Source organism: Pollutimonas nitritireducens, assembly GCF_002849615.1.
In the GTDB taxonomy this organism is placed as follows: domain Bacteria; phylum Pseudomonadota; class Gammaproteobacteria; order Burkholderiales; family Burkholderiaceae_B; genus Pollutimonas; species Pollutimonas nitritireducens.
In genome coordinates this window covers 66,129-87,135 of record NZ_PDNV01000006.1, presented here as the reverse complement: position 1 = coordinate 87,135, position 21,007 = coordinate 66,129, and the positions used below count along the sequence as shown (strand labels likewise).

19 protein-coding genes are annotated in these 21,007 nt (G+C 59.0%); 3 read left to right on the top strand and 16 right to left on the bottom strand.

Going from position 1 to position 21,007, the window contains the following annotated elements; translation table 11 throughout:
• Nucleotides 1–125: 125 nt before the first annotated feature.
• Complete coding sequence (eno, locus tag CR155_RS10130) at nt 126–1,412, top strand: phosphopyruvate hydratase (RefSeq protein WP_102069922.1); 1,287 nt, start codon at nt 126–128, stop codon at nt 1,410–1,412.
• 47 nt (nt 1,413–1,459) lie between these two features.
• Complete coding sequence (gene ftsB, locus CR155_RS10125; protein ID WP_102069921.1) at nt 1,460–1,786, top strand: cell division protein FtsB; 327 nt, start codon at nt 1,460–1,462, stop codon at nt 1,784–1,786.
• Here ftsB and CR155_RS10120 read toward each other — a convergent pair.
• The 14 genes from CR155_RS10120 to CR155_RS10055 form a co-directional block, all read right to left on the bottom strand.
• Nucleotides 1,783–2,925, bottom strand: a complete 1,143-nt coding sequence (locus tag CR155_RS10120) for a TadE/TadG family type IV pilus assembly protein (protein WP_102069920.1) — start codon at nt 2,923–2,925, stop codon at nt 1,783–1,785. The two genes, ftsB and CR155_RS10120, sit on opposite strands and share 4 nt — an antisense overlap.
• A gap of 79 nt (nt 2,926–3,004) precedes the next feature.
• Nucleotides 3,005–3,940, bottom strand: a complete 936-nt coding sequence (hslO, locus tag CR155_RS10115) for an Hsp33 family molecular chaperone HslO (RefSeq protein WP_102069919.1) — start codon at nt 3,938–3,940, stop codon at nt 3,005–3,007.
• A 54-nt stretch (nt 3,941–3,994) separates the two neighbouring features.
• Nucleotides 3,995–5,668, bottom strand: a complete 1,674-nt coding sequence (locus CR155_RS10110) for an acetate--CoA ligase (RefSeq protein ID WP_102069918.1) — start codon at nt 5,666–5,668, stop codon at nt 3,995–3,997.
• 114 nt (nt 5,669–5,782) lie between these two features.
• The gene (locus CR155_RS10105; RefSeq protein ID WP_102069917.1) at nt 5,783–6,313 is read right to left on the bottom strand and encodes an RDD family protein; all 531 of its coding nucleotides are present in this window, start codon (nt 6,311–6,313) and stop codon (nt 5,783–5,785) included.
• 129 nt (nt 6,314–6,442) lie between these two features.
• Nucleotides 6,443–6,628, bottom strand: a complete 186-nt coding sequence (locus CR155_RS10100; protein ID WP_102069916.1) for a hypothetical protein — start codon at nt 6,626–6,628, stop codon at nt 6,443–6,445.
• Nucleotides 6,629–6,734: 106 nt separating this feature from the next.
• Nucleotides 6,735–8,282, bottom strand: coding sequence for a THUMP domain-containing protein (locus CR155_RS10095; RefSeq protein ID WP_102069915.1), 1,548 nt, complete (start codon nt 8,280–8,282; stop codon nt 6,735–6,737).
• Nucleotides 8,283–8,294: 12 nt separating this feature from the next.
• A complete protein-coding gene (locus tag CR155_RS10090; protein ID WP_102069914.1) occupies nt 8,295–8,711 on the bottom strand; it encodes a CopD family protein in 417 nt (138 codons plus the stop codon).
• 10 nt (nt 8,712–8,721) lie between these two features.
• On the bottom strand, nt 8,722–10,020 hold the full coding sequence (locus tag CR155_RS10085; protein ID WP_439650432.1) for a glutamate-5-semialdehyde dehydrogenase: 1,299 nt from the start codon (nt 10,018–10,020) through the stop codon (nt 8,722–8,724).
• Nucleotides 10,021–10,077: 57 nt separating this feature from the next.
• Nucleotides 10,078–11,139 carry a DNA polymerase III subunit delta gene (holA, locus tag CR155_RS10080; protein ID WP_102069913.1) on the bottom strand — a complete coding sequence of 354 codons (1,062 nt, stop codon included), beginning with the start codon at nt 11,137–11,139 and terminating at the stop codon, nt 10,078–10,080.
• An 11-nt stretch (nt 11,140–11,150) separates the two neighbouring features.
• Nucleotides 11,151–11,825 carry an LPS-assembly lipoprotein LptE gene (locus CR155_RS10075; protein ID WP_102070150.1) on the bottom strand — a complete coding sequence of 225 codons (675 nt, stop codon included), beginning with the start codon at nt 11,823–11,825 and terminating at the stop codon, nt 11,151–11,153.
• A gap of 8 nt (nt 11,826–11,833) precedes the next feature.
• Nucleotides 11,834–14,488, bottom strand: coding sequence for a leucine--tRNA ligase (gene leuS, locus CR155_RS10070; protein WP_102069912.1), 2,655 nt, complete (start codon nt 14,486–14,488; stop codon nt 11,834–11,836).
• A gap of 204 nt (nt 14,489–14,692) precedes the next feature.
• Nucleotides 14,693–14,860: a 50S ribosomal protein L33 gene (gene rpmG / locus CR155_RS10065; protein ID WP_102069911.1), complete on the bottom strand. Its 168-nt coding sequence runs from the start codon at nt 14,858–14,860 to the stop codon at nt 14,693–14,695.
• Between the two features lie 31 nt (nt 14,861–14,891).
• The gene (gene rpmB / locus CR155_RS10060; protein WP_073108873.1) at nt 14,892–15,128 is read right to left on the bottom strand and encodes a 50S ribosomal protein L28; all 237 of its coding nucleotides are present in this window, start codon (nt 15,126–15,128) and stop codon (nt 14,892–14,894) included.
• A 112-nt stretch (nt 15,129–15,240) separates the two neighbouring features.
• On the bottom strand, nt 15,241–16,437 hold the full coding sequence (locus CR155_RS10055; protein ID WP_233214121.1) for a Bcr/CflA family multidrug efflux MFS transporter: 1,197 nt from the start codon (nt 16,435–16,437) through the stop codon (nt 15,241–15,243).
• Between the two features lie 176 nt (nt 16,438–16,613).
• On the opposite strand from CR155_RS10055, the gene CR155_RS10050 reads away from it, so the two are divergent.
• Complete coding sequence (locus tag CR155_RS10050; RefSeq protein ID WP_439650437.1) at nt 16,614–17,807, top strand: class I SAM-dependent methyltransferase; 1,194 nt, start codon at nt 16,614–16,616, stop codon at nt 17,805–17,807.
• Here the strand turns inward: CR155_RS10050 and CR155_RS10045 are convergent.
• Both CR155_RS10045 and CR155_RS10040 read right to left on the bottom strand, forming a co-directional pair.
• Nucleotides 17,804–19,213, bottom strand: a complete 1,410-nt coding sequence (locus CR155_RS10045) for an MATE family efflux transporter (protein WP_102069909.1) — start codon at nt 19,211–19,213, stop codon at nt 17,804–17,806. The genes CR155_RS10050 and CR155_RS10045 overlap by 4 nt on opposite strands.
• Nucleotides 19,210–20,970, bottom strand: a complete 1,761-nt coding sequence (locus CR155_RS10040; protein ID WP_102069908.1) for a glycosyltransferase family protein — start codon at nt 20,968–20,970, stop codon at nt 19,210–19,212. The genes CR155_RS10045 and CR155_RS10040 overlap by 4 nt, the downstream gene beginning before the upstream one ends.
• Nucleotides 20,971–21,007 lie beyond the last annotated feature (37 nt).

Below are 21,007 nucleotides of genomic sequence, written 5' to 3'. Positions count from 1 at the left end.
CCTCAGCATGCGAGGCACAGGTACAATCGGTCGTTTGCGTGTGGTGTCGCAGCGCTGGTCAATAGACCTACGCGCCGCCATGCAAAATTTTCAGCCAAACCCCATTTCAGGCAGGTAGTCAATATATGAGTGCAATCGTAGATATCATTGGACGCGAAATTCTAGACTCGCGCGGCAACCCGACCGTGGAGTGCGATGTACTGCTGGAGTCGGGCGCAATGGGTCGTGCGGCTGTACCATCAGGCGCCTCCACAGGCTCGCGGGAGGCCATCGAACTGCGCGATGAAGACGCATCACGCTACCTTGGCAAGGGCGTCCTACGTGCCGTCGAGAACCTGAACACCGAAATCTCCGAGGCACTCATGGGCCTGGATGCGCAAGAGCAGACTTTCCTGGATCGCACGCTCATCGACCTGGACGGCACCGAATCCAAAAGCCGGCTGGGTGCCAATGCCATATTGGCGGCCAGCATGGCAGTCGCCCGCGCAGCGGCCGACGATTCCGGCCTGTCCCTATATCGATATTTTGGCGGCAGCGGCCCAATGTCCATGCCTGTGCCAATGATGAACGTCATCAATGGCGGCGCACATGCGAACAATACACTGGATATGCAGGAGTTCATGATTCTGCCCATTGGCGCGACGAGCTTCCGTGAATCTTTGCGCATGGGCGCTGAAATCTTTCATGCACTCAAGAAACTGTTGAACAAGCAAGGCATGTCCACGGCGGTAGGCGACGAAGGCGGTTTTGCGCCCAACGTGGCCAATCATGAAGCAGCCATTCAGCTTATCTTGCAAGCCATTGCCGAAGCCGGCTACGAAGCCGGAACGCAAGTGGCGTTAGGGCTCGATTGTGCCAGCTCAGAATTCTATCGTGACGGTAAATACCATCTGGCTGGCGAAGGCGGCATAGCGCTGACCTCGCAGGATTTCTCGAATCTGCTTGCCACATGGTGCGACAAATACCCCATCATTTCGATCGAAGACGGCATGGCCGAGAACGACTGGGAAGGTTGGAAAGTGCTTTCCGACCAGTTGGGCAAAAGGGTTCAGTTGGTGGGCGACGACCTGTTCGTCACCAATACCAAGATTCTCAAGCAAGGTATCGATCAAGGCATCGCCAATTCCATCCTCATCAAAATTAACCAGATCGGCACCCTGACCGAGACCTTTGCGGCCATCGAAATGGCCAAACGTGCAGGCTATACGGCCGTTATTTCACATCGTTCGGGTGAAACCGAAGATACGACGATTGCCGATATCGCGGTAGCCACGAACGCCATGCAAATCAAGACTGGGTCTCTGTCGCGTTCAGACCGCATGGCAAAATATAATCAGTTGCTACGTATTGAAGAAGAGCTTGCCGAAGTGGCCTCATATCCTGGTCGCGACGCGTTCTACAATTTGCGCTGAGCCGGGTCGACAGCCGGGCTGCGGCCGGGCTGTTTCCTGTGTAGAGCATGCGACTGCTACTTATCGTTCTGGTCTTGTTGACCGCTATTACCCAATACCCGCTCTGGTGGGGGAAGGGCGGGTGGCTGCGCGTGCAGGAACTTGAACGAAAGGCAACGAGCCAGCAAGAGACCAATGAAGCGCTGGTTGCCCGCAATAATGCACTGCAGGCGGAAGTGCAGGATCTCAAATCGGGTAAAGCGGCCATCGAGGAACGCGCGCGGGCTGAACTGGGCATGATCAAGGAGGGCGAGGTATTCGTGCAGATACTTGCGCCGCATGAGAACGAGCCGGAGATCAGAACACCCCGGATTCCTGTGAAACCTGGAAACTAAACCGCACAACACAAGATGACTCCGCAAGCCGGATCATCGGCCGCTACGGCCGGGCCGGAAACAGTGGTGGCAGGCACCGGAGCATCTGCGGCATTGCCTGGCAAGACACCCGTGGCTGCCGTGTCGGCTGGCTGCGAATTTTCGACCGAAGGCCACCGAGGCAGCGCGCTTTCCGCAGAGGGCTGCGCTATTGCGCGGGTTGCGGCAATCGAAGGCACGTCCATGCACCATAAACCCCGGCAATCTTCCATGGCGGTCGGCAATCCTGACGGCGCCATCTGATGTTTGACGACCTTGCCATTGCTGAGCGATGGCCAGTCGACCGGATGAGATTGCATGACCAGGGCCATATCTTGCACGATTGGAAGGTAGCCCCCGCGAGCCATGGCGTTCTGGCCATATGAGCCGCCTTGCGAACCCAGGAGCCGCATCAGCCCCTTGATGCCAGGCAGGATGGGTTCATGCAAATAGGTCAGTCGCAATACCAGCGTATTGGCTTGCAGGATGTCCTGGCCCGATTCGGGGCCACGGGCAGCCGCCCAACCCTGTGCCATGGCGTGTTGCGACTGTTCGGCCAGATAGTTGTTGTTGATGGCATGCAACCCTGTTTCCTGCGCAATGGGCAGCGCGGGATCGGAAAAATCGAGAAAGGCCAGGCGCGTTGGCGAGAGAATCTCGATACGCCAGGGCGCAGCCCCGGTCAGCAGTCGGCGTTCTGCCAGGGCCTGCTCCAATCGTTGAACGGCATCATATTGTGATCGCGTCGCACCGGACCGGGTCGCGCTAGACCGGGTCGCGCTAGACCGGGTCGCGCCAGACCCGGATTCGGTAGACGGGGCCCCGGTGCTGAACAGGGGCAGCAATGCTTTTTCGAATGCCGATTCAATAATCCGGGGACTGGCATGTGCCGTGATGGCTGCGCGACCGGCCTCGAGCAGGGCAAGGCTGAGGGCCTGGCGCTTGAAGAACCATTGTGAAATTTCTATGCTGCCCATGCCGATCAGCAGGATAGGTATGGCCGCGACGAAGAATTCGATGAGGCTGGTACCAGCCTGGCGTTCTGGCGCCCGGGCGAAGTAGCGCCACGGGCGCGAAGTACCGCGTGGATCTGTTCGAAGTGGGGCATGGTTCGGGCGCATCGGGGCAGTATGGCGCCGGCCGAAAGACCAGTCGATTGTGGATAGTGCTTAAGAACGGCACATCTACCGGCGCGCCCCTTCAGTGGACCGACTTGTGCTCGCCGTGAGAGGTATCCAGGTTTTCGACGAACAGCCCGGCACAATCCACGGCGTCGAACTGATATGGCTTGCCGCAGAAGCTGCAGGAAATGTCAATCACCTCGCGTTCGGTGAGTATGTCCTCAATTTCTGCGCGACCCAGCATGCGCAGCATGTTGGCGACGCGTTCGCGCGTGCAGGGACAGTGCCATCGGACCTCTTGAGGTTCGAAGACGATAAGATCCTCTTCCCAGAACAGACGATGGATCAGGGTGTCAGTGTCGAGCGCCAGCAGCTCATCGTACTTTACAGTGCCGGCGAGGTGGCAGATACGTGTCCAGGTTTCCTCGCGCGCTTCATCAGCCGCTTCCTGGTCGTTTCCGGCCACACCACCGTGGTTGGGCAAACGCTGCAGCAACAAGCCGGCCGAATTCTGCGCGTCGGATGCCAGCCAGATACGGGTGTCGAGCTGTTCGGAATTGCGCATATAGAGTTCGAGCACCTGTGCAACCGATACGCCCTCCAAAGGGACGATACCCTGATAGGGCTCCAGATCGGTGGTGTCACGATTCGGGTCAAGCACTACAACGAAACGGCCCTTGCCTTGTGCATTCAGCAGCGACTGCAGTGTCCCGTCCGCCGGTATTTCATGGCCTTCGCGCAGCGTCACCGTGGCGCGTATGGACAAGTCCGCAGTGCATTCTACGACCACCAGCGCAATGGGGCCGTCGCCCTGCAATTGCAGCACCAGCGATCCATCGAACTTTATGTTCGTGGCCAGCAACACTGCGGCGGACACCAATTCGCCGAGCAGGCGCCGTACGCAGTCAGGATAGTGCTGGTGCACCAGGCCGGCTTGCCAGGCAGATGTGAGTTTTACGGCCTGGACCCGGGTGCTGTGGTCAGGTAAGAGATACTTTTTAAATTGATCAGTCATGGACGAAATTTTAGCCCATAAGCCAAACGTGCCGCCACGCGGATGTATACCCGTCTACTTGCGGGCTGCGGCAACGGTCGCGCTGCGTTGCTGCTCGCGCGCCCGCAAAATATGACGCCGTATGTTACCGGTATTGGTCAGCGGCAGGGTATCGACGAATTCAATTTCGCGCGGCGTCTGATAAGAAGCAAGGCGGGTCCTGACATGTTCTTGCAGCTCTTTCTGGAGAACCTGGGCGTCGAGGCCCTTGGCGCAGTTGCGCAACACCACATAGGCTTTAACCAGTGCACCTCGGTGGCTGTCCGGCTTGGGGACGACCGCGGCGCTTGACACGGCGGAATGGCCCAACAGGCAGTTTTCGATTTCTCCCGGTCCGATTCGGTGGCCGGAACTCCGGAAACTATCGTCGCTGCGCCCGGCATACCACAGGTAGCCGTCCTCATCGATTGAAGCAAGATCACCGGTCAGGCACCAATCTCCGGAAAATTTGCTTTGCGTTGCTGTCTCGTTGCGCCAATAGCCCAGGAACAAGGCGGGATCGGGGTGTTTGTGAATATCGTAACGATTGAGCGCGATTTCGCCCACCGCCCCCACTGCGCATCTTTCGCCACGCGAATCCAGGACGGTAACCTGATGTCCGGGATAAGGTCTGCCGATGCTGCCCGGCTTGGCGGGCCATTTTTTGTGGCTGTTGCCGATGACGGCGTTCATTTCGGTTTGTCCAAACACTTCGTTGGGCGTCACACCCAGCGCCTTTCGACACCATTCGAATGCTCCGGCATCCAGGCTTTCGCCGGATGCCATGATGGCGCGCAAGGCAAGCTGGTATCGGTCGCGTGGCGCCGGTATGTGGTGCATGATGAGTTTGATGGCCTTGGGAAGCAGGAAGGCGTTTGTCACGCGGTAGCGCTCCATGACCTCCAGGCAGCGGGTCGGTGAAAAATCGCCCAGTGTTCCAACCAGGCTCTGTCCGAAATAGAGAGGCGGCAACAAGGCATTCATCAGGCCGGTGCCGCGGGCCCATTCGGTGGGGCTCCAGAACACGTCGCCTTTCAGCGGATACCAGTTTTGTGCCGCGACAAAGCCAGGCAGGGTCCCGATAAGGGACCCATGGGCCAGAAGCGCGCCTTTCGGGGCGCCTGCTGTTCCGGCCGTGTAGAGCAACAATGCGGCGGTGTCGGATTTTGTTGCAATGCTTTTGAATTCGGAAGGCTGCCGCGCAAGCAAGCTACGCCAGGGTATGACGGTTTCGTGCTCAAACCCCAGTGCGACGATTTGCGATAGTGTGGCGCACTGAGCTTGCGCCTGCAGCAGGTCGGGGGCGGTCGTGGCATCGACGATGGCGACGCGCGCATCGGCGTCGCGCAGCCGTGTTGCCAGACCATCCGCGCCGATGAGCGTTTGCAGCGGAACTGCTATCGCCCCGACACTGAAAACAGCCATGTACGCCGCTACGGCTTCGGGGCGCTGTCCCATGATGACCGCCACACGAGCGCCTGGCTGGACACCCATTTTGACCAGGCCATTGGATAACTTGTTGGTGGTTTCTGAAAGCCGGGAATACGTCCAGATTTCACGCTGTCCGACTTCGGTTTCGTGATAGATGGCGATACGTCGGCCTTCCTGTGGGTTTTCAGCCCAGCGGTGTACGCACGCCTGTGCAATGTTGAATTGTGATGGGACAAACCAGTGGTAAGTCGGGTACAGCACCGAATATTGGTCGTTCATTGGCTTTGGGTTCAACTAAGGCATACGGAAGGCGCAAATTCCTTTATCGCAAGCATGAACGACAAGCAGGAACTGCGCAATCCCCATTACTTAGAAACCCTAGCACCCTAGGGTTTATACCGACTGTCGAGCCTTCTGTACATCGATCAAGCGGGTACCGAGGAGGCGGTCATGCAGGAATTGTTGCTCGGGATCGAACCACGTCCAGACAAAGATGCTGAATGGGGCGAAAACAATCAGGAGATCCGTCGAGCTATAGCCGGTCATTCGCGAGGCGAGCAGGACGAGGAGGGAAGCCAGCAGCGGCAGCGGCCACAGCAGCACGTATCGGACGATGAGGCGGCCAAGCGTCGGACTGAGTCCATTGCGGTCGATCAGACGGATATTCCATGTCTTCATTGGCAGCGTCTGGCCGCGCTTGCGCCAGCACATGATGAAGTACACGCCCACGGCTAGAAACACGATCGCCTGCCGGCCGTGCCGCAGCATCAGGGCATCGCGACTTTGCGTCAGCGTATCGAAGAGATAGCTGGCGAGGAAGATGACACCGAACAGCAACACAGCCTCGTACATCATGCAGGCGAAGCGCCGCAGGCGACTTGACACGATGGAAGTTGGGGTTGTCGGGGCAGGAGAGGTTTGCATGGCTACGATATCTAAAGCAGGCGATGGGCGCTATTATCACGCACTTATGCGTCATAATGAAAAAAAGCCGCTGACGCGGCTTTGATTGCGAGCGCTTGTCGCGCTGCATTGCTTCCTGTGTGCCAGTATTCAGCTTGCTGTATGAGCAGTCTGGGGACTTGCCTTCTTGCTGGCAGGAAATAGTGTCGCAACCTTGGCGACCAAGCCTTTCAATGCAACCATGGGCTTGAAGCGGAACTGTTCTTCGATGGCTTGCATCATTAGTTGACGTTCGAGTTCGTCGGTTAAACGGATGTCGTTGCCTGGGGTGTTCATGATAACCTCTTGCTAATGAGTGAACGTTTCGTTCAGGGTTAACCCTATTATAGGGTTAACCCGCAATCATGACAAGCCAATTGTTGCTTTTGTGCGGTTGACCCGCCTATTTCTGTCGATAGCCGGCGGCCACCATCTCGAAGCTGAACAGACGGCAGTCCAACGCCCCGTTGTACAAAGGATAGCGGCGGAGCGGTTTCAGGCGTAGTGCTTTGGGCAAGTCCATGTCGCTGGAAATAATGCTGACATTCCAGTTGCTATAGTTTTGCTTCAGATTCTGTGCCCACTCGCGCCACAAACCCGTATCGTGCTCGCTGGGCAGTCGCTCGCCATAGGGTGGATTAGTCACCAGCCACCCGGTGTCCGCAGGGGGCGGCACTGTGCGTGCATCACCGACTTCGAAACGTATGGTGTCGGTTGTCAGCCAGGCCCGATCCAGATTGGACTTTGCGGCCTCGATAGCGTGTGGGTCTAGATCGTACCCCACGATGGGGCTTTCAAGACGTGGGGCGATGCGTGAACGGGCTTCATCTTTGAGATCGCGCCAGTGGCGGGCGTCGTGATGGCGTAGCCGCTCGAACCCGAATGGGCGCCAGATGCCCGGGGGCACCCCCAAAGCGATCCATGCGCCTTCGATCAGTATCGTGCCGCTGCCGCAAAACGGATCCATCAACGCCTTGGATGGATCCCATCCGGATAAGGCCAGGATGCCGGCAGCCAGGTTCTCGCGCAGGGGCGCCTCGCCTTTTTCCAGACGCCATCCACGTTTGAACAGCGATTCGCCGGACGTGTCAAGATACAGTGTGCCACTGTCTTCAGTGAGAAACAGGTGCACGCGTGCATCGGGACGTACCGTGTCGATGCTGGGGCGTTCGCCCTCGCGCTCGCGTAGACGATCGCAGATGCCGTCTTTGACGCGCAGATTGCAATATTGCAGGCTTTGCATGGGGCTACGAATGGCGGACGTATCCACCCGCAAGGTTTGTTCCGCGCCAAACCAGCGTTCCCATGGCGTATCCAATGCAAGTTCCAGGATATCGTCTTCGTGGTGTACGGGACCGTACGCGACTTCAACCAGTACACGCGTCGCCAGGCGAGAATACAGATTGGCTCGCAGGATACCGGTCCAGTCCGTATGGAACCGGCATCCGGCGCGCGCGGGTACGGCGTCTTCGAAGCCCAGTGCCTGCATCTCTGCAACAAGCGCATCCTCCAACCCTTGCGGACACGGTGTGAACACGGGAAATATTTCTGCGCGCGACGGGACAGGCGCCCGCTCAGCCGGTTTTGGCGCGGGCGCGTCTTGTCGTGCGTAGTATTCAGGCGATTGATCCGGAACCGGTTCGCCAGGGTAGCGGTTGCGCCCAGCGGAGTGCCGCCCAGCGGGTTGCCGCCCAGCGGGATCGCGCTGGGCGGGTGCCCGCCCGGCTGATGGCTTGCGTGGTGCTGACGGTTTTTCGGATACGGCGTCGGGCCTGGGCGAGGGTGTGGGCGCTTGAGCGATGCTGCGTTTCTGTTCGCGTTGCCGATCAAGCTGGGCGACTTGCCGCGCGCGGCCTCCGGCACGTTTGCGGCGTTCGCCTTCGGCGGTATCGCCCGCGTCGACGGCTTTTTTCTTCAGGGTGAGAGTCTTGCCGGTTTTGGCGTCGGTCATGTCTTAGGAGGCTTAAAAGGGTTTTGCTACTACCAGGGCAATAACGATCAGCAGCAAAATAACCGGTATTTCGTTGAACCAGCGGTAGAACCGATGGCTGTATGTATTAGCGCCCACTTCGAATTTTTTCAGCATTTGTCCGCATGCCAGATGGTAGACCCCCAGCAGGGTCACCGCCGCCAGCTTGGCATGCATCCACCCCTGGCCGCTACCAATACCGTAGCCGAGAAAAAGCCATAGGCCAAGCAGGATTGAAAGGACCGCCAGCGGTGCCATGAAACGGTAAAGGCGCCGTGCCATGCCCAACAGGCACGCAAGCGTCGCATCATCGTGCGTCTGAGCCAGGTTCACGAAGATGCGGGGGAGGTAGAACAGGCCTGCAAACCAGGACGTGACAAAGAGGATGTGTAATGTTTTTATCCAAAGCATGCCAGCCCCATCATCCGCGCAACTGGCCGTCGCCGACCAGCACCCATTTCATGGTGGTGAGGCCGTCCAGGCCCACTGGTCCGCGTGCATGCATTCGGTTGGTCGAGATACCGATTTCGGCGCCCAGTCCGTATTCGAAACCGTCGGCGAAGCACGTGGGTAGATTGACGTAGACGGAACTGGAGTCGACCTCGCGCTGAAAACGGGTTGCCGCCGGCAAGCTTTCAGTGACGATCGATTCGGTATGTTCAGAACTGTAACGGGCGATATGGTCCATGGCGTCGTCCAGGCTGTTGACGATGCGTATGGCCAGGATTGGCGCCAGGTATTCGGTGCTCCAGTCTTCCTCCGTCGCAACCAGGGCCTGCGGCAGTAGGCGCCGTGTTTGCTCGCAGCCGCGCAGTTCGACTCCTTTGTCGGTCAAGGTTTTTCCGAGCCGCGGAAGTATCGAGGCAGCAATGTCGGCGTGAACCAGCAAAGTTTCCATGGCGCCGCAGATGCCATAACGATAGGTTTTTGCATTGACTGCGATGTCGTGCGCCTTGCCCAGGTCGGCGGCCGCGTCCAGGTATACATGACAGTTTCCCTCGAGGTGCTTGAGAAGAGGAACCTTGGCGTCTGCCGCGAGTCGGGTTATCAGGCTCTTGCCGCCCCGAGGCACGATTACGTCAATGTATTCGGTAAGCGTTATCAATTGTCCGACGGCGGCGCGGTCTGTCGTGCCTACGACCTGCACGGCATGGGCGGGCAGCCCGGCGTCGGCCAGGCCTTGCTGGATGACGAGGCCCAGGGCTACGTTGGAGTGGAACGCTTCGCTGCCGCCGCGCAGTATGGTTGCGTTGCCCGATTTCAGGCAAAGCGCCGCTGCATCGATCGTGACGTTGGGGCGCGACTCGTAGATGATGCCGATGACACCCAGCGGCACCCGCATCTGGGCAACACGCATTCCGTTGGGTCGGGTCGTAGAGGCGCTAAAGGCTCCTACCGGGTCGGGCATCTCAGCGATCTGTCGTAGCCCATTGGCCATGCTTTCTATCGTCTTTTCGGACAGCGCGAGCCGGTCGAGCATTGCTGGTTCGAGTCCGTTGGCGCGCGCCTTGGCCATATCTTTAGCATTCTCGGCCATTAACTGCACTTTTTGCTCGAGCAGGCGCTTGGCCATTGCAGACAGTGCGTCGGCCTTGGCCTTTCCGGTCGCCGTGCGCATTGCCCGCGCGGCGTTTCGTGCCTGTTTGCCGAGCAGGGTCATATCGAGCGCCGCGGAGGGCGTGGCATCCAATGCATTGCTGGAAAGCGTATTGTGAGTCATGGCAGCGGTACGGTGTTAGAAGTGTCAGGAGTATTGTGTGGTGCACGACGCGCGGGTTTAACGGGTGGGGGACGGCCTGCTGATGGCAATTCGCATGGCCAGCCGCCCCAGTTCTTCCCAGGGATCGTCGAGGCGCCCTGGTACCTTCAGGCCTTTGATCAGTCGGTCGATGTCATGCGCGTGTTGCACTGCCGCCGGCCAGGTGCGCGCAGGGACTCTGTCGAGGGTCTTGCGCACCAGGTGTTCGCGCGGACCGAAAATCCGGTGTCGGCGCATTTCGGTTGGCATGTCCTGACCTGCCGCTTGTGCGGCCGAAAGACGCGCCAGCACGCGGACCTCTTCGCCCACCGCCCAGAGCACCAGCGGCAGCGCCTCGCCTTCCGCACGCAAGCCCGCCAGCATTGTCATTGCCCTGGCGGCATTACCGGCCAGCATCGAGTCGCGCAAACCGAAGACATCGTAGCGCGCCACATTCAAGACCGCGCGCTCGACGTCGCTGGCACTGATCTTGCCTTCAGGATACAACAGTGCGAGTTTTTGCACTTCCTGAAAAGCTGCCAGAAGATTGCCTTCGACCTTATCGGCCATCCATTCAAGGGTGGCGGTGTCCAGTTGTTGTTCCTGGCGCGCCAGGCGTTGCCCGATCCAGCGAGGCAGCTCGGCGCGGCCGACGTTGTTGATATCGACCCAGGTGCCGGCCTGCGCCAGCCCCATCGCCCATTTTGCGCTGCGCGTGGCCTTGTCCAGGCGCGGCAGGCTGACCAGCACCAATGTATCCACCAGCGCGCCGCTTTCGACCATTGCACAAAGCTTTGCCAAGGTCTCGCCGCCGATGCGTCCGGGCTTGCCGGTAGGCAAGGCGACATCGACCAGGCGGCGGTCGCCGAACAAGGAAACGTTCTGTGTCGCACCAATGACTGCCGACCAGTCGCTGCGCGCATCCATGATCAGGCTGACGCGCTCGCCATAGCCGGCCCGCAGCGCCGCGGCCCGCAAGCCGTCGATGGTTTCGATAACCAGCAGTTGCTCGTCGCCAGATACGATGTACAGACCTTCAATGGCAGACGGCATCTTTTGCAGTTGAGACAATAGACTGTCGGATTCCAGGCGGCGTCCCATGATATTTGAGCCTACCGCATGCCTGCGCGAGGGTCCACATGTGGCGACGCCCATGGCGTTCGGGCTGGCGATGTCTGCGGCGGCGGCAAGGGCGTGGCGTCAGCGGGGGTATCGTCGGCGGCCAGGGACTGGGCGTTTTCGAACGCCTCGGCAACATCGGGCGAGGCAAGGCGCCGAACCACGCGATCGACCATACTCTGCTGCATTTGCTGAAACACAGTGGTAATCTCACCTTGCTTGGCTTGAACGACGCTGTCGTCGTAGGGAAGCTCGCGAGTGGAACGCAAGGTGGTTGGGGGAAGTATGACGTGGCCTTTCGCGTCGGTAAGCTGGAAGATGAACTCGAGGTTCAGTTCATATTCTTCGACACGTCCCTGGGCATCGAGCGAGAGTTCACGCAAGGACTGGTTGTTGGCCAGCTCTATGAGCCGTGCCTGTGCCTCGGCCGGCTCGCTGACAAAGCGGGTCTGGGGCGAACTGGCGATAATGGCCCGTCGAATATTGGCGCCGAAAGCAGAGTTTTCAGCGATATTGGTGTAAATCGTGGTGAAGGGCAGGGGCGAGACGCCCTTCATCTTGAAGCCGCAAGCTGCCAGGACCAGGCACAGCGTTACGCATACAAGTCCGCCCAGGCGGCGTAGCGAAACTGGATTGAATGGTGGGAGCAGGGGCTTGGAGCTATGCATGCCTGACATTATCCGACAATATTGACGAGTTTACCGGGTACGACAATAACCCGCTTCGGCAGGCGGCCTTCCAGGTATTTCACGGTAGCCTCGTGCGCTAGTGCCACTTGTTCTACCTGATCCTTGGTTGCACCGTGCGCCACCCGTAGTGAACCACGCAGTTTGCCATTGATTTGCAAGACGAATTCGGTTTCATCGGCAATCAGGGCCATCTCGTCCACGGCGGGCCATGCGGCGTCGAGCAAATCGCCGGCGCTCTTGTCGAAACCCAGCTCCTGCCACAATTTCCACGTGATGTGCGGAACCACGGGATACAGCACGCGCAATAATATGGACGTGGTTTCGGCCATTGCGCGGCGGGCAAGGGCGTTGTCGTCCAGCTTTGCCGACTCGAGCGCATTCAGCATTTTCATGCACGTGGAAACGACGGTGTTGTATTGGATGCGCTGGTAGTCGTAGTCGGCAAGTTTCAACAAGCTGTGGATTTCACGGCGCAGGGTCTTGGTCGATTCGGTGGCGCCGGTCCAGTCTGCGCCGGTGTTTCCCGCCAGTATGGCTTCGCGCTGGCTGTGGCAGAAACCCCATACCCGGCGCAAGAAGCGGTGGGCGCCATCGACGCCGGAATCCGACCATTCAAGAGTTTGCTCCGGCGGACTGGCGAACATGACGAACAAACGGGCGGTATCGGCGCCCATCGAGTCGATCAAGGACTGTGGGTCTACGCCGTTGTTCTTGGATTTGGACATCGTGCCGATGCCGCCATACTGTACCGGCGTGCCGTCTGCGATGCGCCGGGCCCCGGTGATGGCGCCTTTGGCATCGTATATGTTCTCGACCTCTTCGGGCCAGAAGTATTCAACGGCGCCTTGTTCGGTCTTGCGCGAATAGATGTGATTGAGCACCATGCCCTGGCACAGGAGACGCGTGAAAGGCTCGTCGAACTTGACCAGGCCAAGGTCGCGCATGACACGCGTCCAGAAACGCGCATACAGCAAGTGCAGGACTGCATGCTCGATTCCGCCGATATACTGATCCATGGGCATCCAGTAATCATTGCGTGCATCAACCATGGCTTCGTCATTTCCCGGCGATGTATAGCGCATGAAATACCAGGACGAGTCGACAAACGTGTCCATTGTGTCGGTTTCGCGCCGCGCGGCCGATCCACACTTGGGACATTGGCATGCCAGGAAAGCTTCGTGCTTGACCAGCGGGTTGCCGCTGCCGTCTGGAATCAGGTCGTCGGGAAGGATGACGGGAAGGTCTTTTTCGGGCACGGGCACTGGACCGCAGCCGGGACAATGAATGATAGGTATGGGTGTGCCCCAGTACCGTTGGCGCGAAACCCCCCAGTCGCGCAGGCGCCATGTAGTTTTCTTTTCGCCCTGGCCATTCTGAGCGAGGTCGGCTGCAACGGCATTGGCTGCCTCTGCCGGCGTCAGGCCATTGTATTTGCCGGAGTTGACCGTGGTGCCATGTTGCTTGTCGCCGTACCAGTCCTGCCATTGCCCGGTGGAAAAAACCTTCCCTTCAACCGCGATGACGTCCTTGATGGGCAGGGCGTATTTGTTGGCAAATGCAAAGTCACGTTCGTCGTGCGCGGGCACGCCCATGACGGCGCCATCGCCGTAAGTCATGAGGACATAGTTGCCCACCCAGACGGGAACAGATTCCCCAGTAATCGGGTGTGTGACGGCCAGGCCCGCGGGCATGCCTTCTTTCTCGCGTGTGGCCAGCTCGGCCTCGGTGGTTCCCCCCTGCTTGCAGGACTCGATGAAAGCGGCCAGCGCATGGTTGGACTGTGCGGCATGGGTAGCCAGCGGGTGTTCAGGGGCGACTGCGCAGAAGGTGACGCCCATGATGGTGTCGGCACGCGTCGTGAACACATGCATGCGGCCATCCTGGATCAGGGCGCCGGTGTTGTCCTTGATATCGTGCGTAAAGGCAAAGCGCACGCCTTCACTCTTGCCTATCCAGTTCTCCTGCATCAGGCGGACCCGTTCGGGCCAGCCGGGCAGTCCGTTCTTCACGTTTTCGAGCAGTTCTTCGGCATAGTCGGTGATCCGCAGATAATAGCCAGGAATTTCGCGTTTCTCGACCGGCGCGCCGGATCGCCAGCCCCGGCCGTCGATGACCTGTTCATTCGCTAGTACGGTCTGGTCGACGGGGTCCCAATTGACGACCTGAGTCTTGCGGTAGGCAATGCCTTTTTCGAGCATTTTCAGGAACAGCCATTGGTTCCACTTGTAGTACTTTGGATCGCAGGCGCACATCTCGCGCGACCAGTCGATAGCCAGACCCATCGCCTGCATCTGTTTTTTCATATAGGCGATATTGTCATAGGTCCATTTTGCCGGCGGTACGCGCGACTTGATGGCGGCGTTCTCGGCGGGCATGCCGAACGCATCCCAACCCATGGGCATTAAAACGTTATAGCCCCGCATGCGCAGCTGCCGCGTCATCATGTCGTTGATGGTGTAATTGCGCACGTGCCCCATATGCAATTTCCCGCTGGGATAAGGCAGCATGGAGCATGCATAAAACTTTGGCTTGGGCGTGCCGTCGGGCGCCAGGGCGTGTTCGATGACGCGATAGGCATCTCGTTCTTGCCAGTTTTGATGGGAAGCTTTCTCGACGGCGGTAGGGTTATAACGTTCCTGCATGAGATCCGGTAGTTGTTTTTGGTTGCGCAACCGCACATTATAGGATGCTTGGCGGGAAGGCATGGTATTGAACGAGGTGTGAGGCAAATAAAAAACCCCGCCGGAGCGGGGTTTTCACAAGGAGCCAGATAAATCAGCGCTTGCCAGAGAATACGGCCGGGCCAGGCCGGTTCCGAGCGCAGCGCGTGCGCAACCTGGAGCAGCTTATTTAAGCTTCATTTCCTTGTAATCGACGTGCTTGCGAGCAACGGGATCAAATTTTTTGATCAACATTTTCTCGGGCATGGTGCGCTTGTTCTTGGTGGTCGTGTAGAAGTGACCGGTGCCGGCGGTGGATTCGAGTTTGATTTTCTCGCGTATACCTTTTGCCATGTTTAGCTCCTTGAGTTAGTTCGCGAGCGGCTTAAGCACGCACGCCACGGGCACGCAAATCGGCCAGCACGGAGTCGATTCCGTTTTTGTCGATGGTGCGCAGCGCGTGAGCTGAAATACGCAGACGAACCCAGCGGTTTTCGCTCTCGACCCAGAAACGGCGCGATTGCAGGTTAGGTAGAAAGCGACGCTTGGTTTTATTGTTCGCGTGCGAAACATTGTTGCCCACCATTGGGCCTTTGCCGGTAACTTGGCATACGCGTGCCATGGTAATACCCCTTGATAATTTGCTTGATTCGGCCCCGCAACTAAAAAGCGGTAAAAGACAACGACCGTGTATCTGTAAAGCCTAGCATTCTAATACGAAAACGCTGGCTTGATCAAGTGGCTTTCATCGCCATGCGGCCGAATAACCACGAGAGAGCAGCGCAAAGCGCCAGGGTCCCTGTAAGCGGTAGAGCGGAAGGAGTCTGCCAGACGCTGACCACCATGCCGGCACTGGCGCCGCAAAGCATTTGCAATGTACCCATGAGTGCAGAGGCGACACCCAGGCGCTTGCCCTGATCGGTCAGGGCCAGGGCGGCCGCGTTGGGATTGACGAACCCCTGGCTGGCCATGAAGCCGGCCAAGCATACCATGAGCAGCACTATCGTAATGGCGCCAGCGAGCGTCAGGATCAGTGCCAGAGATGTCATGAAGACCAGCGATACCTGGGCCTTTCTCAGCAGGAATTCAGGTGTGTGGCGATTCAGCAGCCGCGCGCTGATCTGGGCGGCCATGATAAGCGCTGCCGCATTGATGCCGAACAGCAATCCGAAGTGCTGAGGATCCACATGAAATACTTCGATGAATACGCGTGGTGAACCCGCAATGTAGGCGAACATACCGGCTGAGCCGAAGCCGCCGGCCAATGCATAACAGAGAAATTTCTTGTCGCGCAGCATGGCCAGATAGTTGCGGCCTATGATTCCCACGCCCAGCGGAATGACACGATCGGGGTGCAGGGTCTCTTTCATGGTCACCAGCACGCCGACCAATAAGCCGGTGCCGCAAAGTGCCATGATGCCGAAGATCCAGCGCCAGTTGGCGTAAGCCAGGACCTGTCCGCCCAGTATCGGCGCGAGAATGGGGGTCACGCCCATGACGAGCATGAGTATGGAAAGTGCCTTCGAGGCGTCGCGCGTATTGAAGTTATCACGGATGACGGCCCGCGGTATGACGAGCCCGGCTGCGCCGCCGAAAGCCTGCGCAATACGCCAGGCCGTAAGATGCTCGATGTCTGTGGTGAAAGCGCAGCCAATGGCGGCCACAATGAATATGACGACACCGGCGACTAATGGTTTTTTGCGGCCGTAGCGGTCGGCAAAGGGACCGTAGAACAATTGCGCCATAGCCAGGCCGAGCAGGTAACTGGCCAGCGTGCGCTCCACATGACCTGGTGTGGTGTTCAAACCTTGTGCGATGGCCGGAAAGGCCGGCAGGTACATGTCGATGGCAAGAGGCCCCAGGGCCGTCAGCAACCCCATCAAGATCAGCCAGCGTGGAATGACGGTGAGTGCAGTGGTGGTATTCGCCATGTATCGACATTTGAAGTATCACTTGATCTTAACATGGGGCGAATGTACGTTTCTTTCTCACCGAATCTGTGGCACTATTTTCGCTCCTGGGTTTTCAATGGGAGTCGACCTTGAGCGCGGTCTTGTCTGCAGTTGAAAATAAGCTTTTCTCCCTTCCTCTGCCCGTGCGGATCATCATGCCCGACGGCCAGATGCTGGGGGTTCCAGGCGCCGATGTGTGCCTTGTCATCAAAGACCGGTCGACCCTGGCCAATCTCGTCGCCGGGCAGGTCGGGGTCCTGGGCGAAGACTACGTTGAAGGCAAGTTTGACGTCGACGGGTCCATGCGCGATCTCATGCGTCTGGCCTCTGCGATCTTGCCGGGATCTCCGATCGATGCGGCGCGCATAGGCCGGCTCACCGACCTCATACGCCGCCTGGTTTCGGTCTGGCGTCACTCGATCGAACGCGATGCGCGTCAGATCCAGTTTCATTACGATCTTTCCGATGATTTCTATTCCTTGTGGCTTGACCCCCGGCGAGTGTATTCCTGCGCCTATTTCCGTCGTCCGGATATGACAATTGCGCAGGCCCAGGAAGCCAAGCTCGAGCACATTTGCCGCAAGCTCAAGTTGACGTCGGGTGAACGATTTCTCGATGTGGGCGCCGGCTGGGGAGGGCTGCTATTGTGGGCAGCCGAGCACTACGGTGTCGACGCGACTGGCATTACGTTGTCAAAGAACCAGTACGCCTATGTGAATAGCCTGATCCAGGAAAAGGGATTGGCTGGGCGCGTACGCATGGAATTGCTGGATTACCGCAAGCTCGATGAAAGCCGGCCCTACGACAAGGTGGCGTCCATAGGTATGTTCGAGCATGTCGGACGGGCTTTGCTCGAAGGCTATTTCTCAAAACTGCGTCGGCTGGTTCGCCCTGGCGGCCTGGTGCTCAATCACGGCATCACGGCTGGCGGGGTCGACAACACCGAACTTGGCGCCGGTATGGGCGAGTTCATTGAAAAATACATATTCCCGGGTGGTGAACTGACGCATATCAGCCGCGTACTCGAGCGAATGACTGAAGGCGGGCTTGAGGACGTGGATATCGAGAACCTGCGTCCGCATTACGCCAGAACATTATGGGCATGGAGCGATGCGCTCGAAGCGCGCCTGCCGGAAGCGCGTCAGATTCTGACTGGACCCGAAGGTGAGCGATCCTTACGGGCTTATCGGATGTATCTGGCGGGTTGTGCCATGGGTTTCGAGCATGGCTGGCTGGGCTTGCATCAGGTGTTGGCGCAGCCCCGGACTCATGGTCGCCGCGACGAGCTTGATTCTCCGTCTGACCTGTCATATCCATGGCGCCGCGATTACATGTACGGCGACCGCTAGCCGATCGCGCGAGCATGCCGCCTGACGATATGGCCATACCAGGCAAATAGAAGTGTTGCCGATAGTGCCAGACCCATCAGCGCCATCATCCACATGCTGGCGGCGCCGATCGGCGCGTTGGGCATGATATAGGCCACGACTGGTTGCAGCGCGCCTGCGGCGGGCCCGAACCCCAGCCACCATCCGCCAATCAGGCCTATGCCGGTCAGAGCAACAATTTGCAGGAGCAATGGAACCACGGCGACTTTGTACGCACGCAGCAGGTACGAACCGATGCACTGCATGGCGTCGCATAGATGGAACCAGGGCAGCACCTGCATCAGGGTCACGGCGACGGCGGCCACCTGCAAGTCGTCCGTGTAGGCGCGTAGAATCGGCGATTTTCCAGCAATCAGCAGTATCGCAGTCAGGCAGGCGCCGGTCGCAACCACGGCCACGCCGGCCATGCCGGTACTTCGTGCCCGTGACATATCGCGTGCACCGATCGCCTGGGCCGTCAAGGAAGCTGTCGCTATGCCCACGGCCATCGGCATCATGTAGCACAGGGCCGCCAGATTGGACATGATTTGATGCCCGCCAGTCACGTACATGCCTTCTCGCGCCACCAGCAGGGCCATGAAAGTGAATGCGCAGACTTCGACCAGGTATGAGGCGCCCATGGGTATGCCTAGGCGCAGCAGTTCTTTCTGACTGGTCCAGTTCGGCACGCCCAGCGTGGGCTTGAACCGCTTGTAGAAGGGATCATGATAAATGGCCCACAGGCCCGCAGCAAGGGTCAGCCACGCAACCACTGCCGTCGACAAGCCAGCGCCTGCGGCACCCAATGCTGGCAGCCCCAGCTTGCCGAGCATGAAGATCCAATTGAAGAAGAGCTTGAACGCGATACTGGCCAGGTTTATGGCCATTACCACTTTGGGTCGCGACACGGCCGTGCCCAGGGCGTAGACGCTACGAAACACCAGCGATGCCGGCAGCGCCAGTATCAGTGCGCGCAGATACCAGGTGACATTGCTGCGCACGGCCGGATCCACATGCCCGGAAATTGCCAGCCAGGCGTCGGGGAACAGCATGGTCGCGGCACCGATTACAGACAGGCCAAACGCCAGCCATACTCCTTGTCCCCATGCGCGCCCGACTTCAATATAGCGCTGGCCGCCAAAGTGCTGGGCGATGATGGGGATCAACGCGTGGACGACTCCCATGAGGCCTACGAATATCGTGATGTAGATGGAAACCGCCAAGGCCATGGCTTGAAGGTCGGCGGCACTGACATGTCCCGCCATCGCGGTGTCGATGACGCCGAAGGCAATGCCAGCCCAGGAACTTATGAGCACCGGCCAGGCCTGGCGCAGGATTTCCTTGATGTAGAACCCGAAGCGCCTGGATTCGGGGGCATGCGTGGTCATTGTTTTTGGATACGCAGAAGTCGAAATAGCTCGTGGCGGTCTGCGCCGCGTTTGCCTTGCCATACTACTGTAACGGCGTCCGAGCCGGAATAGGCGGCGCTGCCCTGCGCGACGTTATCCGGGGAAGTTTGCTGCAGGATGAGCGTGCAATCGGACTCGTAGCTGAAATCGATGGCGTCGAACACCAGGAACGAAGCTCGCTGGCCAGTGCCGACGCCAAGGGCGCGCACGCACTCTTGTGGTTTTTTGTGGGTTTCGAGAGCCGAGGCTAACTGTGCCGAGACGCCGCGGTAGCTGCGAACATAGTCCAATACGGGCATCCACAGCGTAACGAGCATCAACCATGTGACGATAAGCCCCCCAGCCGATAACACAGTGCCGCGCCACAGCGCAACCGGCTTGCTGTGCAGGCGCCAACGGACCAGGGCGATCCAGGCCAGCGTGCCCAGTGCGGCAATCAGTAACGCGGGCCAGGATATGACAGCCTCGTAGCCGCGGGTCTGCCGGGCAATATTGTGAGCAATCTGACGCGGCCATCCTGTTTGAAGGGCAACCCATCCCAACCATACGGTTGCCGTGGAAAGCGAGAAGCACATGACGGCAAACCAGTCGAGTGAATTAACCACTCCGCGGCGCAGGGTTGGCAGCGCGAAGGCGGCCAATACGGCGGACGGCACCGCCATAAGACTGTATTCAGGTTCAAAGACATCCGCCAGAAACAGCATGACGATCAATGGCCAGACGACGAACATCAGGGGTATCCAGATGTGAGCTGCGGTCAACCATGATCTCCAGCGCCACAATGCCAGAATGGCGAACGGCCACGTGGGCCACAGGAACCACGGCAGATCGCGAAACAGGCTGAGCACGACGTCGTAGCGCGGCCATGTGAATGACTGCACATTCCATAGCCACCAGTTATGGGTCCAGTAACTGCCTTGCAGTTTGGCCGGAATCCACCACAGCAAGGCCATGACGACAAAAATACCTGCGGTCATGAACAGGTGCTTTCTTTGCGGCCATAAGGTGCCGCCCGGCCGGAAGCAGAACGGTACCGCAAGAATGATGGGTAGCGCGCCTATCCATCCCCGGGTGAGGAAGGCCGCGCCCAGCGCGACACCCAGTGCGATGGCCCCGGACAAAGGCTGATCTAGCATGCGAGCCACGGCATAGAAAGCCAGAGCCTGGAAGGCGATGAGCGCCGGCACTTCCGATGTTTCGTGCATGCGCCACAGAATGCCAACGGTGGCGACAATCAGCAGGAGTGCCGCATCCGCGATCATTCGGCCGTAATCCTGCACGGTGGGCTCGCCGCCGAAAGGCAAGGCCAGTGGCTGGGGTTCAGGTCGTCGGCCCAAGAGGTAACTGCCATACCAGACCGAGGCAGTCAGCACGCCGAACCACATTAAATTGGGCAGGCGCGACGCAATGATGGCGGCGTCCAGGGGGTTGGTGAAATACTCCAGCAGCGGTCCGAAAAGCCAGATGCTGAATACCCCCACCCACATGGTCAGCGGGCCATCCTGCGCGTGAGCCAGCACGCCGATCTGCGGCAGCAACATGGCGCCGCCGCCGTTGGTCAACGCCGTCATCATGGTTGCCAGCCCGACAACATCGTCGGTTTTCCAGGGGTCGCGAAAGAAGAGTCCGGCGAGTATGTAGACTACGCCTACGGTCAGCAGGAATAGCCGGGGCAGCTTGACGGTTGCGGTTGCTGTAAGGCGCGCGGGCGTGGAAGGGTGGTCGCTGGGAGACACTGGGCAGGCCCTAGGAGAGGGATAGAGGGACTATCTT